Raw genomic sequence first — 15,459 nt, 5'->3', positions numbered from 1 at the left:
AAAAATTATCAATAAATTCGAGCAATTTGGAAAGCTACCAAAAATGGTGTAATAATAATTATTGAACCAAATGCAGTTAAATTTTATCTGGATTAAAAGTTACAAAAATATCGAAAAGCTAGGCTTTTCCTTTTCCGATGAATTCTTGTACAATTACGACCAAGGCCTAGGCAAGTTGTTAATAACACCAAACGTAGATTATGTTCCAGATATTTATGGAGAGTCGATTTCGGCACTTAGTGCTATAATTGGGATGAATGGGGCTGGAAAATCTACATTACTAGAATTTCTGTTATTTAGACTTGGTTCGCACAGTGATTCATCGTTTACTGCCTATACTTCAGGTTTCGAGTGCATTGCTATATTTGATAAAACAATTTTCTGTCATAGTAGTCTAAAAATAGAAAATCTTGCAGAGTTAGAGCAGATGAAGTTCGAATGTTGTTATTTCGACGAAACTATTTGTCGTCAATGGATTGAAGAAGCTGGGCGGAAAATTTTCGTTGACAGATATCAACCTTCTTTAGGGTATAGAATTATTTATTACAGTAATATATTTGATATTAAATATATATACGACTATTCACATTCCATCGACATTTCAACAAAAACCCTTCTTTATACCGATGCCGCCGAGAGTCCGGGATTCCGTAGTGCTACTAGAAGTGGTGCTGCCGACCGCGTACACCCGATCAATGCATTTCGTGCTGAAGAACTAAGACGGCAGATGAACTTAATTACGGAGGGTGAAATCGCTTTACCAATTGCTCTTCCAAAATATGTGTACCTATTTATGGATGATAGGAGGGACACTTTTTTTGGGGAAAAAACGTCTTGGTTTACGGACCAGGGAATGGGATGGCTAATTGATATTCCTGACCATCTTTATGATGTGATGATGTTAATAAAATCAAAAGTAGTATCACGGGAGGAGTTTAAGAATAACTTTATTTGCCTTTTTAAATATAGAATTTTTCTTTCATTAGGGACCAGGTTTCCAACCAAGGTCAGTGAGCTCAATGAAGAACTAGTAGTGGACTTCATTTTCAGCCATGCAGAAATACTGCCGCAACAAGTTATTGATATATTCCTTGATGACGGCGCAATACAGGTCGCTCTGGTACTGATTTTTTCCGCTTTAGAGAAGGTGGTTCATTCTTCTGATATTCCTGAGCAATGGTTGTCTATTAGGGATGATTCAATGTGGGAGACTTTTGGGAAGATTCAGGTTGCCTCGAACGAGGATAGTCAAGTACTTTTTGACCTGATTAGATATTACAATATAATAGTCGGGGATTACAATTTCCTCACATATCAATGGCCAGGATTCAGCTCTGGTGAAAACAATATGCTTGTATTTTATTCCAGATTTTTTTCAATTAGAAAGCATGAGGGGCTTAAAAATGCTCACAATTTAATTATTCTAATTGACGAAGGTGAAACATATTTTCATCCTGATTGGCAAAGAAAATATCTTGATATGATTGTTGGTTACCTCGGGAAACTATTTTCCGGGAAAAAAATTCAATTAATCATTACATCAAATTCGCCATTCATTATTTCAGATGTACCCAAATCTAAAATCAATTTTCTTGCACTTGAAAATGGGGCTCCTCGTGTGTTAGAACATGAAGAGTTTAAAGATGAAACATTTGGTTCCAATATCCACAGTTTATATACTAACGCTTTTTTTCTCCAGAATACATTGATTGGTGAGGTAGCTAGAAAATGGATCGAGAGAATAATACAAGATTTAAATAACCGTGATTTTGTGCATGATGAGGCAATGGTCGATCAATTGAAAAAGAAAATAGGTATAATTGGTGAACCGGTTATTCGCACACTTTTGCTGCAACGACTGGATCATGAAACCGAATACTAATGATTCCAATAAAACTCCCTAATGCTGCTGCTTTCGAGCAGCTCCACCAAAAGGTAATTCTCTCCTATATGGCTGATCCTATGAAGAAGACGGGGTTGGCGAAACTCAATGCATGGTTGAAAAAGAATAATATTCATAAAGGGACCTTTGCTGAAGTATTGATTGCAAAGCCCAAAGATCTCATACGAATTGCGGACCAGTTGGATCAAATTAAATGGAAAGTTCCTTCTGAAGTTGAGAATCTAAAGAAATTATATGAAAAATTTTCTGTTGTAAAAAAGACCCCATTTAGGATAGGAAATAATCGATATAGCGGCTATACGTTTGTTTCTATGACCGGTGTGACGGTTTGTCCTTATTGCAATAGGAACTATGTTTTGAATGTTCCTGGTGAAAATAATAGAACTAGTGAATTGGATCACTCTTTTAATAAGGATACATATCCGCTTTTATCACTTTCGTTATACAACCTAGTGCCGGTTTGTAAGCCATGTAATCATATAAAAAGCAACAAGAGGGGGCGGTATTACAACCCGTACAATTCTTCAATAAAGATATTTCCTAAATTCAGAGTTGAAATTAAGGCCCCTATGTTGTTTAATGATTTGGATTCCTTTGATCTTCGCATGAGCGTACCGAAAGATTTTAAAGACAATATCAATAACCTATTTATTGACAAGCTTTATAGTTTGCATAAGGATTTGGTTTTGGACATCATCCGTAGGAAGTATGTGTATAATGACACCTGGATCAAGGATATTTTTAACCAGTTGAAGGATTTAAATTTGCCGTATGGAAAGGTTTTGAAAAATGAAGATGAATTGCTGAATTTATTATTGGGAGTTTTCATCGATTCCGTCGATTTTCATAAGCGTCCTTTTTCTAAATTGGTAAGTGATGTTTGGGCACAAATAAAAAAAGATAAGCGAATTTAATTGCAGAATTTTCAATCATATCCTTCCTTTTTAATAATCAGTAAACTTCTTTGTAAATGCATAGTGCTCAAAAAGATTGGCACAACTGCTCCATGGATTGTTTAAGTATTATACTTCCTACATGGGTTGAAGAATAGTACAGATTTTTTGTGAAAGCTATATTAAATTTGACACTTAAGGGAACTCTGGTGTGAGTTATTGCTGCCAAATTGAATAGATAAAATTTCTTTTATTTACTTGCAACAAAATTTTTTGGGCCTGTTCAAATTGTAAGTACCCCTATTGTGGTGACAGTTTAAACTTAGAAAAAAACGCTAAATTTAAATTGAACTACTATCATGAAAAAGACCAGATTCACAGAAACCCAGATTGTGTCTATTTTGAAGCAGCAGGAGAACGGGCTTGCCACAAAGGACATTTGTCGCGAACACGGCATTTCTGAAGCCACTTTCTATAACTGGAAAAGCAAGTATGGAGGCATGGAGGCTTCAGATGTGAAGCGCCTCAAAGACCTGGAGGAAGAAAATTCCAGGCTCAAAAGAATGTATGCGGACCTCTCCCTCGACAATCAGATACTGAAGGATCTATTCACAAAAAAAGCTGGGCCCTTCCACAAAAAGACAAGTAGCAGAAGAACTGGTCTGCGACCAGGGTGTTTCTGTGAGCAGGGCCTGTCGAATAGTTTCCTTTCCCCGTTCGAAGTTTTACTATCGTAGTCGTAGAAATGACCAGGTACTGATTGATGCCCTTCAGGACCTTGCTTTTAAGCATACTTTCTACGGCTTTCGCAAGCTTTTTGCCTATTTGAGGCGTGCTGGCCATCACTGGAATCATAAAAGAGTATATCGGGTATACAGGCAGCTTAAACTGAATAAGAGGAAGAAGCTCAAACGGAGAGTGCCTGCCCGTATCAAACAACCATTGCAGCAGCAAACCAATGTTAATATCATCTGGAGTATGGATTTCATGAGTGATAGCCTGACCGGAAACAAACGCTTCAGGACATTTAACGTGATAGATGATGGCTCCCGGGAGGTCTTGGGTATAGAAATCGATACTTCACTATCCTCATACCGAATTGTGCGGGTATTGGAAAAAATTATTGAATCCAGAGGGAAACCAGCTGCGATAAGAACTGATAATGGCCCGGAGTTCACTTCCGGGTACTTTGAACAGTGGTGCCATCAGCATGATATCAGGCTACAATACATTCAACCAGGCCGACCGATGCAGAATGGTTATATCGAACGATTTAATCGTCTTTACAGAGAAGCCGTCCTGGATGCCTATATTTTTGAGGACTTGTACCAAGTAAGGGAATTAACCGATGCCTGGATCGAAGAATATAACCAGAGAAGACCCCACGAATCTTTGAAAAACATGACGCCTTGCGAATGGAAAACAGAGTTGCAAAAATCAAGAAACTCCATTTAATCGCTGTTACCTAGATGGGGTACTTACACTCTCACACAAAGCAAATTCCTAATTCTTATTATGGCCGAAGTTCGCGGAAGCCTACAATACGTGTATGATGTCCCGTTTGAGCGTTGGGATGACCTTCCCGTCACAACAAAAATTAATCATATGAAATAGATTTGGATAGTGTTACCGGAACCTTGTGTTGAATCAATTTTATTTGGAGGTTACAGGAAACAAAAAAGCACTTACAGTAATATGTAAGTGCTTGATTTTGTTCGTCGGGACGACTAGATTCGAACTAGCGACCCCTTGCACCCCATGCAAGTGCGCTACCGGGCTGCGCTACGTCCCGAAACTTTTTTCCGGTGTGTTTCCCGTTTGACGGGGATGCAAAAGTAGGTAATTATTTGAATTAAAAAAATATTGCGTTACTTTTTTTCAAAAATAGTTGCTTTAACTACTTGGTTGTCTTTACAAAACAATGTAGGAATAACGAATATTAAACTGAATTTTATTTATTCCCGAATGATAATCAATTCTTCCGGGTGCCGCGGGAAATCAGCCAGATGATCAATGCAATCACCACCGCCACGATAATTATACCGGTCCATACACCGGCCTTAAAAATACCACCGACAACTTCGCAGCTGGTCATCATTACGATCATCATTACTAACAGGAGAGAGGTAAGCTTTTTCATGGATATCTTTTTAAATGAACGCGATACATATCCCGTACCAAAAAAGATTTGCATTTGTCAGAATAATTGCACAGCTTTATCTAACTCAACCAAAATAGTTATGAACACAGGGAAAGCAGTACGCGCAGACCTGAAAGTGGTGCCTTCCCATTCCTCACTTTGGGGACGCCTGCTGGAGGGAGATCGCCACGCCTTCGCTGAAATATATAAAACCCATGTTGATCACCTCTATCATTATGGCATGCATTTCTGCCGCGACCATGAAAGGGTGAATGACAATATCCAGGACCTGTTCCAGGACCTCTGGCTTACCAGAGAACACCTGAGCCCGCAGGTACAGCATATCCGCTATTACCTGATCAGCAGCCTGCGCCGTCGCCTGCTACGCTCCCTGCAAAAAGACCGCCGTTGGCAATACCGCGACTCCTGGGAGGGGTTTGAATTTGAGTTCACCACCCCACAGGAGAATAAACTGATACAGGAAGAGACCGCAGCAGAACAAAAGAAGCTGTTACAGGCTGCACTCGGTAACCTGACCCGCCGCCAGCGGGAAGCCATCTACCTCCGTTTTTACCAGAACCTCAGTTACAACGAAGTGGCCGGTATCATGTCCATGCAGGTGGATTCCGTGTATAACACCATCTCCAAAGCTATCGCCATCCTCAAAAAGAACCTGCCTTTCCCGCTGCTGTTGCTGTTTTTGGGAAGATGAAAAAAAATCTCCCAAAAAGTGATGAGAAAAAACCCGTTACCTGCTCTTTAGTAAAAAGACCGCCACTTGGCCCGTAAAGATTATCTGTCATATAGCGCCCGTGACTTTGCCCTGGACGAGGATTTCCAGCAATGGGTGCTGCAACCGTCCACCAGGAATGTTTTCTGGGAACACTGGCTGCAGCAACACCCGGAGAAGGAAAATGACATCCGGGAAGCAAAACAACTGCTACAAGGCATCAGCTTCACATCGTATCAGCTCTCTGAAGGGCAGAAAGAGGAGCTGTGGGCAGCTATCAGCGGGGGACTGGAAGACGAGGCGCCCATCACGGCAACGCCTACACGGTCGCACTGGCGACAGCTGTGGAAGTATGCGGCAGTCCTGCTGTCAGGCATGCTCCTGGCCGGCGGATGGTCCTGGTGGCGCGAAGACCATACACCCACCATCGTGAGCGCGCATACCCGCCTAGGGGAAGCGAAAACGCTCCTGCTGCCAGACAGCTCGGAAGTAACGCTCAATGCCGATTCCCGCCTGTTGTACGCCACCTCCGGCAAACAAAGGGAGGTATGGCTCGACGGCGAAGCTTTCTTTCATGTAAAACACACGGTCTCACACCAGCGGTTTGTGGTGCATACCTATGACAATATCAATGTAGAAGTACTGGGCACACAGTTTAATGTCAACAGCGCAGGCAAAGAAGTGGTAGTGGTACTGCAACAGGGAAAGATACAGCTTAATATCGAAGGCCGGAATACCTCCATGGCCCTGCAACCGGGAGAAATGGTACGGTACAACAAACAGGACGGCGACTTTACCAAAAGCAGCGTCAATGCCAGCCAGTACGTTTCCTGGCATACCGGCCGCCTCGTGATGGACGATTATTCCCTCGCCGATGCTGCGGCATTTATGCAGCAGGTCTTCGGCAAAACCATTATCGTTCCGGATACCCAGCTGCTGAAATACAAAGTGTCGGGCTCCATGCCCATCATCTATAATGCTGATACCATGCTGGTACAGCTGGAAAAGGTTTTCCGAATGAAATTCAACCAAAAAGGCGACGAAGTCTGGATACAAAAGAAGTAATACCCGCGTAAAAGGCAGGCCACCTTTTGCTGCAACCAAAATCTCATTATTAATATTAATCGTCAAAACCCGTTCACATGAAAAGAGGTTTACGTGTGGCGCTAGTGCCCTCTTTAGCCCTGTATTTCCTATTTCAATCGGTTGCTGTCCCGGCCCTGGCTGCCACCGGCACTCCTGCGGCCCCCCTGCGTCCGGGAACTACCGGCCAACCCGATGAGTCTTCCCTGAAAGATGTGCTGCACCTGATAGAACAACGTTTTAACGTATCTATCGCTTACAAAAGCAACCTGGTGAAAAGCAAACGGGTACAACTGTCCGTCGACGGCTGCCAGACAGTGGAAGAAGCACTGCATAAAGCATTGGCACCATTTAACCTGCATTTCGAAAAACTAAGGGACCACTTTTACATGATCACCGAAAAAACAGCGCCCGCAGCGCCTGCTACCTCGTCAGGCCCGCTGCAGCAGCGCCCGGTGAAAGGTACCGTGAAAGATGAAAAAGGAAATCCCATCGCCGGCGTGACCGTAAAAATACCCGGCACCAGCATCGGCACCGTTACCAATGCGGACGGCGTATATACCATCTCCGTGCCCGGCAGAAGTGATGACCAGCTGGAAGTGACCTTCATCGGTTTTGAAACACAGCGTATAGTCGTTGGCGATAGACAGCTGGTGAACTTCACCCTGAAAGAAGGCGCCAGCGCACTGAACGAAATTGTGGTCACCGGTTATACCACCCAGAAGAAAAAAGACCTCACCGGGTCAGTGGCAGTGGTAAACATTGAGCAGCTGAACCGGCAACCAACGGCGCAGGTAACGGAACAGCTGCAAGGACAGGCATCAGGCGTGACCGTCATTGGTTCCGGTCAACCAGGTGAAGCGCCACAGATCAGAATCCGCGGTATCAACACCTTCGGCTCCAACTCCCCCCTGTATGTGGTGGACGGTGTGCCCACAACAGATATCGCTGACCTCAACCCCAACGATGTGGCCAGCCTCCAGGTACTGAAAGATGCCGGCGCTGCCTCTATCTACGGCGCCCGCGCCTCTAACGGCGTGATCGTTATCACCACCCGCAGGGGCACCGGCAAAGTATCCGTTCATTATGACGGGTACTACGGCCGCCAATACCCGAAAAAAGGCAATGTCTGGAATACCCTCAATCCCACAGAACAGGCACAGCTCCGCTGGATGGCCTATACCAATTCCGGTCTTAATCCACATACCCCGCAATATGGCAACGGCAATGCGCCGGTCATCCCCGATTATATCACCCCCGATGGCGCCATGGAAGGCGATCCCGCTGTGGACCCTTCCAAATATTATGTGAATCCAAACTTTACTGATCAAAACGATTATAACAACTTTTACCGCATTGTACGTGCCAACAAGGCCGGGACTGACTGGTATCACGAAGTCTTCCGCCCGGCCCCCATCACCAGCCACAACGTAGCTGTGAGCGGTGGCGGGGACCGCGGCAATTACCTCTTTTCCCTCAATTATTTTAATCAACAGGGTACGTTGCTGAACACCTATCTGAAAAGATATACGATCCGCTCCAATACCCAGTACAACATCACTGATCACATCAGAGTGGGGGAAAATCTCGCTTTTTCGATGACGGAAAACCCTGCTGTGGAAATCAACAGCTCCGACGCGGCCATCGGCCACGCCATGCGCGAACAAAGCATCATACCGGTGTATGATATCAAAGGCAATTTTGCTGGCTCCTGGGGCGATGCCCTCGGAGATGCCTATAACCCGGTAGCAATGCAGGCTCGCACCAGAAACAACAAAGGCCTTAACACCCGTTTGTTTGGTAACATCTACGGAGAAGTGGACTTCCTGAAATACCTCACCTTCCGTACCAGCTTTGGCGGTGAGATCTATTCCGGGTGGTCCCACTCCTTTACCTATCCGCAGTATGAGAACAAGGAAAACAATACTTCCAACTCCTACTCGGAAGGTTCCAATAACGGCCATAGCTGGACATGGACCAACACGCTGACCTATCACCAACGCTTTAATAATACACACGACCTGAAAATACTGGCCGGCACAGAAGCGTTCGACAGCCGCAAACGCGCTGTAGGCGGCACTACCAAAGACTACTTTACTTTTGATCCGAATTTCCCGGACCTCAGCACCGGCACCGGCACTCAGACAAACTACAGCAACCGCGAACAGGAAGGACTGTATTCGCTCCTCGCAAGAGTGGACTATTCCTTCCGTGATAAATACCTCATCAGCGCCACTATCCGCCGTGATGGTTCTTCGAAGTTCATCAACAACCGCTTCGGCACCTTCCCCGCTGTAACAGCAGGCTGGCGCCTCTCCGAGGAAGCCTTCATGAAACCGCTCACCTGGATCAGCGACCTGAAAATCCGTGGCGGCTGGGGCATCATGGGCAACCAGCTCAATCTCAGCGTCAACAACGGGTACTTCCTCTATGGCGGCAAACGCAGCGCCAGCTATTATGACCTGGCAGGTACCAACAATAGCCTCACGGCCGGTTTCGCAGGCATGCAGATCGGTAACCCCGATGCAAAATGGGAAAGTGATGTCAACGCCAACATCGGCCTGGACGCGTCCCTGTTCAAAGGTGAACTGGACTTCTCCATCGATTATTACAGCAAAGACATCAAAGACCTGCTGTACAATCCTGAGCTGCCAGGCCTCGCCGGTACGGCCGCACAGCCGTTCGTGAATATCGCGCAGATGAAAAACCATGGCTTCGATTTCTCTGTCGGATGGCACAAGGAATTCAGCAACAAACTGAAACTGAATGTTACCGGTACGCTCACGACCTACAAAAACGAAATCATGAAGATCGCCGACGGCGTGGACTACTTCGATGGTGACAGCCGCCGCTTCGATGGCAGCAACATTATCCGCAATGCGGTAGGTCATCCGGTGTCTTCGTTCTTCGGCTATCAGATCGAAGGCTTCTGGAACAGCGCCCAGGAAGTAACAGATGCGGACGATAAAGTAAAGAAAGCCACCAATAACCCGGACGCTTTCTACCAGGAAGGCGCCGGCATGGGACGCTTCCGCTATAAAGACATCAACGGCGACGGCCGCATTACGCCGGACGACCGCACTTTCCTCGGTAATCCCAACCCTGATTTCACCTACGGTATCAATATCGGCGTAGCCTACAAAAACTTCGATTTCAATATTTTCCTCTTCGGTACACATGGCAACCAGATATGGAACAACGTTCGCTGGTGGCGCGATTTCTATTCATCATTCGAAAGCGCAAAGAGTAAAACAGCGCTCTACGATTCCTGGCGCCCTGACCATAAAGATGCCAAAGCGCCTATACAGGAAGTGGACGGCTCTGTCAGCACACAAGGCGTTCCCAACTCCTATATGGTGGAAAACGGCGCCTATCTGCGCGCTAAAAACGTAACGCTCGGATATACGCTGCCGGCCGGCTCCCTGTCACGCTTACACATCACGAAGTTCCGGGTATATGTGCAGGCAGCCAACCTGTTCACCATCACCAAATATTCGGGTATCGATCCTGAAATCGGCGGTTCCAATATCACCGACTTCGGCGTGGACGAAGGCGCATACCCGAATCAACGCCAATACCTCATCGGGGTGAACCTGGCTTTTTAATCGTTGCTCACTTAAATTAAAGACCATGAAAACATTCTATCATATAGTGTTGGGCGCTTCTTTTACAACCCTGCTGCTCGCCGGTTGTAGCAAAAGTTTCCTGGAGCGAGAACCACAATCGGCTTTACAGGAAGACGCACTCACCAATAAAAAAGGGGTGAACACACTGCTCATCGGCGCATATGGTGCGCTCGACGGACAGGACTATCAGGACGGCGATATGAAAAACCTCTCCGGTGGCAGTGGTTACGCCGTATCACCGGACAACTGGATCTATGGCAGCGTGGCCGGTGGCGATGCCCACAAAGGCAGTGACCCCAGCGATGCGGCCCCTATTCTCCAGATCGGTACTTTCGTCGCCAACTCCAGCAACGGCTTCTTCAATGATAAATGGAGAGTAGACTATGAAGGAATTCGTCGCTGTAACTTCACCCTGCACGTGCTGGCCAAAGTGACCGACATGACAGACGCGGAGAAGCAGGTGGTGGCAGGGGAGGCCCGCTTCCTGCGCGCCCACTATTATTCCGACCTCAAGAAGATGTTTGATAAAGTGCCCTGGGTAGATGAAAATTCAGCCAACTATCAGAAACTGGTGGTAGATGATTATAAAGTACCGAATGATAAGGATATCTGGCCGATGATCGAAGCGGATTTTAAGTACGCCGCGGATCACCTGCCCGAAACACAAAAGGAGGTGGGCCGCGCCAATAAATGGGCTGCCGTGGCTTATCTCGCTAAAACATTATTGTTCCAGGGAAAGTATGCGGCCGCTATGCCGCTGCTGGAAGATGTGATCAATTCCGGCGTTACGACGAAAGGTTTGAAATTTGGCCTGATGGAGCATTTCCACGATAACTTCGATGCTTTCACGGAAAATAACAGGGAAGCGGTCTTCTCCATACAATACAGCGCCAATGACGGTTCCGGCGGTACCGGTAATGCCAACCAGGGCGAGATGCTGAACTATCCGTACAACGGCCCTTTCAGCTGTTGTGGTTTTTATCAGCCTTCACAGGACCTGGTGAACTCCTTCCGTACTAATGATGACGGACTGCCTTATCTCGACGATTTTAATCAGCATCCGGTAAAAAATGATATGGGCGTGCCCGATACCGTAGCTTTTACACCGGATAACGGCAACCTGGACCCGCGGCTGGACTGGACCGTTGGCCGTCGTGGTATTCCTTTCCTCGACTGGGGCCTGCATCCGGGCATGGCATGGGTACGCAACCAACAGTCAGCAGGCCCTTACGCGGCGCTTAAAAATGTGTACATGCAGGTGAACCAGGACAAATTTTATGACGGTAACGCCTGGGCGCCGGGCAATGCCATCAACTATGTACTGATACGTTTTGCCGACGTACTGCTGATGGCGGCCGAATGCCAGGCCAATGCCGGCAGCCTCGATAAGGCGCAGGCATATGTGAATATGGTCCGTGAACGTGCAGCCAATCCCGTAGGATGGGTAAAGGAATATATTGACCCCAATGACCCTATGGGTGGTACCACCGATGAACCTGCGGCCAATTATCACGTAAGCCCCTATCCGGCAGGCGCCTTCGCCGGTGGTGGAAAAGATTTTGCGCTGAAAGCGGTCCGATTCGAACGTAAGCTGGAACTGGCCATGGAAGGACATCGCTTCTTTGACCTGGTAAGATGGGGGCTGGCACAAACAGAGATCAACCGCTATTTTACCTATGAGAGAACGATCACCTCTGATATTGCCAGCGGTAATTTCAGTGCTAGAAACAGGTATTACCCGATTCCGCAACGGCAGATAGACCTGAGCGTGAAAAACGGTAAGTCAGTGCTGATTCAAAACCCGGGGTACTAAATCGGAGTTTGATTTGTGAAATTATAAGAATGAATAAATAATAAAATAAAAAGATCGAAGTACATCGCTTCGATCTTTTTATTTATCCGCTTTGATGGTCGCCGAAATCAAAAAATCGTGCATCAAAAAATTCCTAAATTTTTTCAGACCACATCAATCCGCCGGGAAGTCCGCTGTTGCAGAATTCCATATGTACCACCCTGCGGCTGGCGCCACTGGTACTACGTGACGACGCATGCATCAGCAAGGGCCGCATAATCATAATACCACCGCTTTTTACATTGCAGCTTACTTCAGGAGTGGCTTGCAGGGAAATACTGTCCGGCCTTACAATGCCCTGTAAATGTGTGCCGGGTATCACTTTTAGCGCTCCATTCTGTGCGTCGGTATCATCGAGGTGCAGCCTGATGGTGTAGATATTTTCCAACAGCGACAGTGGCGGCTGCACGGCATACTGACCCTGCTTTACCGTCCACGGGCCAAAACCTTCTACCGGCAGGCGCTCGCTGACGGAGACGGTCAGGTCCTGGTGCCATGCCACAAACCAGTTGGACTGGCCCGGCTTATCGAAATAGATGGATTTCACCGGTACATAATCTTCTCCAAACAGTGTATGAATGATGCGCTGTAATGCCGGCGTAAAAATAGTGCTTCGCACACCCGGCACTGATTGCAGAAACTGCCGGATGGCAAACAGATCGGCCGTCTTACGGAACACCGTCTGACTGGTGTCGGCAGCAGCTACCTGTTGCAGGATCGCCTGCACCTCTTCTCCCGAAAAGATATCTTCCAGTACAGTATAGCCTTCCGTGGCCAGTTGTTGCCGATGTACTTCGATATTTTCTATCATCTTCAAATGTAGGGGTTATTTGTTGAATGCCCCTTCGTTTACTCTTTGACACGCATACGCACGGAGCCAGGCCCTTACCGGCTTTCCATCTCAGTATATGCGTTGCAGTAGCTATTTTAAAGGAGCGGCGTGTAGTTCTTTACATAAAATACATGGGTTTACTGCGTCCTCCTCTGGCATCTGTTTATATGATGGCCGTTCGGGCAGAATACCTTATTTTTAAGCAGATAAAACGAGAGACCATGGCGCATTTGTTCACTCCCCTGCAGCTGAGGACCGTCACGCTGCGTAACCGTATCGCGGTATCACCCATGTGTGAGTATTCTTCTGAAGATGGTTTTGCCAACGACTGGCACCTGGTGCATCTGGGCAGCCGGGCGGTAGGCGGGGCCGGACTGGTGTTGACTGAAGCGGCGGCGGTGTCTCCGGAAGGCCGCATCTCCCCGCAGGACCTCGGCATCTGGAAAGATGAGCACATCCCGATGCTGCAACGTATTACGGCATTTATTGCCGCGCAGGGAGCGGTGCCGGGCATACAGCTGGCACATGCCGGTAGGAAATCCAGTACGCGAAGGCCATGGGAGGGGAGCGGCAAGGTAACGCCGGCAGATGGTGGTTGGGAAGACGTGTATGCGCCCAGCGCCATTCCGTTCAATGACGGCTATCCGATGCCGGTAGCCCTCACCCAGGAAGGCATCCTGGAAGTGCTGAACGATTTCCGGAAGGCGGCCGCCAGGGCCTTGCAGGCCGGCTTTAAAGTAGTGGAGATACATGCGGCGCATGGTTACCTGCTGCACAGTTTCCTGTCGCCGCTGAGCAATCAGCGTACTGACGAATACGGCGGCAGCTTTGACAACAGGATACGTATGCTGTTACAGACAGTGGAATCCGTACGGGCAGTATGGCCAAAGGAACTGCCGCTGCTGGTTCGTATATCCGCTACCGATTGGGCGCCCGGCGGCTGGGACCTGGAGCAGTCCACACAGTTGGCCGCCCTGCTGAAAGCAGAAGAGGTGGACCTGATCGATTGCTCTTCCGGCGGACTGGTGCCGCATCAGAAGATCAGCCTGGGACCATTGTACCAGACGCCTTTTGCAGAGGAAATCAAAAAGAAAGCAAAGATAGCCACCGGCGCGGTAGGACTTATCACCACCGCCCAGGAGGCAGAGTCGATCATAGAACAGGGAAGGGCAGACATCGTGCTGCTGGCGCGTGAGCTGTTGCGCGATCCTTATTTCCCGTTACGGGCGGCCCATCTGTTGGGCGATACCAGCGTTAAATGGCCGGTGCAATACGAAAGAGCGAAACCCCGCTGATAAAGGCCTGCGGCCCGGGGCGTTAGCCCCGGCCGTGCAGGATATTTTCTATTTTTTCCAGTTCTGCTGAAGTAAAAGACACGTTCTTCAATGTATCCAGGTTGTTGTCCAGCTGCGCTACGGAGCTGGCGCCTATCAGTACTGTGGTGATACGTTTGTCTTTCAGTATCCATGCCAGCGCCATTTGAGCGAGGGACTGGCCGCGCTCCTGCGCCAGGCTGTTGAGCTGCCTGATCTTCGCTATTTTCTCTTCTGATACTTCATTCTCCTGGAGGAAGCCGCTGGGTTTGCTGGCGCGTGAACCTGCGGGAATACCGTTCAGGTAACGGTCCGTAAGCAGGCCCTGTGCTAACGGAGAAAACGGAATACAGCCGATACCGTTAGTTTCGAGCACATCGAGCAGACCGTTTTCCACCCACCTTTCAAACATGCTGTATTTAGGCTGATGGATCAGGCAGGTGGTACCGAGTGATTTTAGTACGGCGACAGCCTCTTTGGTTTGTTCCGCGGTATAGTTGGAAAGGCCCACGTATAGCGCTTTTCCCTGTTGCACGATGCTGTGCAGGGCGCCCATCGTTTCTTCTATCGGTGTTTCAGGATCAGGGCGGTGGGAGTAGAATATGTCCACATATTCCAGTCCCATGCGGCGCAGGCTTTGGTCGAGGCTGGAGATAAGGTATTTACGGGAGCCTTTGTCACCATAAGGGCCGGGCCACATCAGGTAACCGGCTTTGGTGGAGATCACCAGCTCATCACGCAGATGCCCGGTGAAATCCTGGCGGAGGATACGTCCGAAATTTTCTTCCGCACTGCCTGGCACCGGGCCATAGTTGTTGGCCAGGTCGAAGTGGGTAATACCTTTGTCGAAAGCGCGCCGGATAATACTACGGCCATTTTCATAGTTGTCAATAGAGCCGAAGTTGTGCCACAGGCCCAGTGAAATAGCCGGCAATTGCAGGCCGCTTTTACCACAACGGTTGTACATCATGGCATCATATCTGTCGGTAGCTGGAGTATATTGCATGTAAGGTGTTTTTTTTCGGCAAACAAGATAATAATCAATTACGAATTACGAATTACGAATTAATATGAGGAGATTACTATT

At 47.7% G+C, this 15,459-nt stretch carries 11 protein-coding genes and 1 tRNA gene; 8 read left to right on the top strand and 4 right to left on the bottom strand.

Annotation, left to right across the window (positions count from 1 at the left end; all coding sequences use genetic code 11):
• Nucleotides 1-70 precede the first annotated feature (70 nt).
• The 3 genes from ACTJJS_RS26055 to ACTJJS_RS26045 all read left to right on the top strand — a co-directional run bounded on the left by ACTJJS_RS26055 (nucleotide 71) and on the right by ACTJJS_RS26045 (nucleotide 4,251).
• Nucleotides 71-1,882 (top strand): hypothetical protein, encoded by a 1,812-nt coding sequence (locus ACTJJS_RS26055; RefSeq protein ID WP_440666222.1) that lies wholly within the window; start codon nucleotides 71-73, stop codon nucleotides 1,880-1,882.
• The gene (locus ACTJJS_RS26050) at nucleotides 1,882-2,817 is read left to right on the top strand and encodes a hypothetical protein (protein WP_440666221.1); all 936 of its coding nucleotides are present in this window, start codon (nucleotides 1,882-1,884) and stop codon (nucleotides 2,815-2,817) included. Before ACTJJS_RS26055 ends, ACTJJS_RS26050 begins: the two co-directional genes overlap by 1 nt.
• A 338-nt stretch (nucleotides 2,818-3,155) precedes the next feature.
• Nucleotides 3,156-4,251 (top strand): IS3 family transposase gene (locus tag ACTJJS_RS26045; protein WP_440666220.1). Its coding sequence is split into 2 segments (ribosomal slippage): nucleotides 3,156-3,418 and nucleotides 3,417-4,251, totalling 1,098 coding nucleotides; the frame shifts between segments, so codons are not numbered across the junction.
• Between the two features lie 263 nt (nucleotides 4,252-4,514).
• Here ACTJJS_RS26045 and ACTJJS_RS26040 read toward each other — a convergent pair.
• Together ACTJJS_RS26040 and ACTJJS_RS26035 are read right to left on the bottom strand one after the other, a co-directional pair.
• Nucleotides 4,515-4,588, bottom strand: a tRNA-Pro gene (locus tag ACTJJS_RS26040).
• Between the two features lie 180 nt (nucleotides 4,589-4,768).
• Nucleotides 4,769-4,936, bottom strand: a complete 168-nt coding sequence (locus tag ACTJJS_RS26035) for a phosphatidate cytidylyltransferase (protein WP_168874509.1) — start codon at nucleotides 4,934-4,936, stop codon at nucleotides 4,769-4,771.
• 100 nt (nucleotides 4,937-5,036) lie between these two features.
• On the opposite strand from ACTJJS_RS26035, the gene ACTJJS_RS26030 reads away from it, so the two are divergent.
• The 4 genes from ACTJJS_RS26030 to ACTJJS_RS26015 all read left to right on the top strand — a co-directional run bounded on the left by ACTJJS_RS26030 (nucleotide 5,037) and on the right by ACTJJS_RS26015 (nucleotide 12,188).
• Nucleotides 5,037-5,648: an RNA polymerase sigma factor gene (locus ACTJJS_RS26030; protein ID WP_168874510.1), complete on the top strand. Its 612-nt coding sequence runs from the start codon at nucleotides 5,037-5,039 to the stop codon at nucleotides 5,646-5,648.
• Nucleotides 5,649-5,714: 66 nt separating this feature from the next.
• Nucleotides 5,715-6,731: a FecR family protein gene (locus ACTJJS_RS26025; protein ID WP_440666218.1), complete on the top strand. Its 1,017-nt coding sequence runs from the start codon at nucleotides 5,715-5,717 to the stop codon at nucleotides 6,729-6,731.
• Between the two features lie 77 nt (nucleotides 6,732-6,808).
• The gene (locus ACTJJS_RS26020) at nucleotides 6,809-10,354 is read left to right on the top strand and encodes a SusC/RagA family TonB-linked outer membrane protein (protein ID WP_440666217.1); all 3,546 of its coding nucleotides are present in this window, start codon (nucleotides 6,809-6,811) and stop codon (nucleotides 10,352-10,354) included.
• Between the two features lie 25 nt (nucleotides 10,355-10,379).
• A complete protein-coding gene (locus ACTJJS_RS26015) occupies nucleotides 10,380-12,188 on the top strand; it encodes a RagB/SusD family nutrient uptake outer membrane protein (RefSeq protein ID WP_440666216.1) in 1,809 nt (602 codons plus the stop codon).
• A gap of 133 nt (nucleotides 12,189-12,321) precedes the next feature.
• Here ACTJJS_RS26015 and ACTJJS_RS26010 read toward each other — a convergent pair whose 3' ends face one another.
• A complete protein-coding gene (locus tag ACTJJS_RS26010; RefSeq protein ID WP_440666259.1) occupies nucleotides 12,322-13,038 on the bottom strand; it encodes a phytanoyl-CoA dioxygenase family protein in 717 nt (238 codons plus the stop codon).
• A gap of 242 nt (nucleotides 13,039-13,280) precedes the next feature.
• Between ACTJJS_RS26010 and ACTJJS_RS26005 the strand changes: the two genes are divergently transcribed.
• On the top strand, nucleotides 13,281-14,354 hold the full coding sequence (locus ACTJJS_RS26005; protein WP_440666214.1) for an NADH:flavin oxidoreductase/NADH oxidase: 1,074 nt from the start codon (nucleotides 13,281-13,283) through the stop codon (nucleotides 14,352-14,354).
• A gap of 22 nt (nucleotides 14,355-14,376) precedes the next feature.
• On the opposite strand, the gene mgrA is transcribed toward ACTJJS_RS26005, so the two are convergent.
• Nucleotides 14,377-15,378 (bottom strand): L-glyceraldehyde 3-phosphate reductase, encoded by a 1,002-nt coding sequence (gene mgrA / locus ACTJJS_RS26000; RefSeq protein WP_440666213.1) that lies wholly within the window; start codon nucleotides 15,376-15,378, stop codon nucleotides 14,377-14,379.
• Nucleotides 15,379-15,459: the final 81 nt, after the last annotated feature.

This window comes from Chitinophaga sp. 22308, from assembly GCF_052045305.1.
In the GTDB taxonomy this organism is placed as follows: Bacteria; Bacteroidota; Bacteroidia; order Chitinophagales; family Chitinophagaceae; genus Chitinophaga; species Chitinophaga varians_A.
Note: the sequence above shows the minus strand (reverse complement) of the source record. Positions and strands in the feature narration are given on the sequence as shown.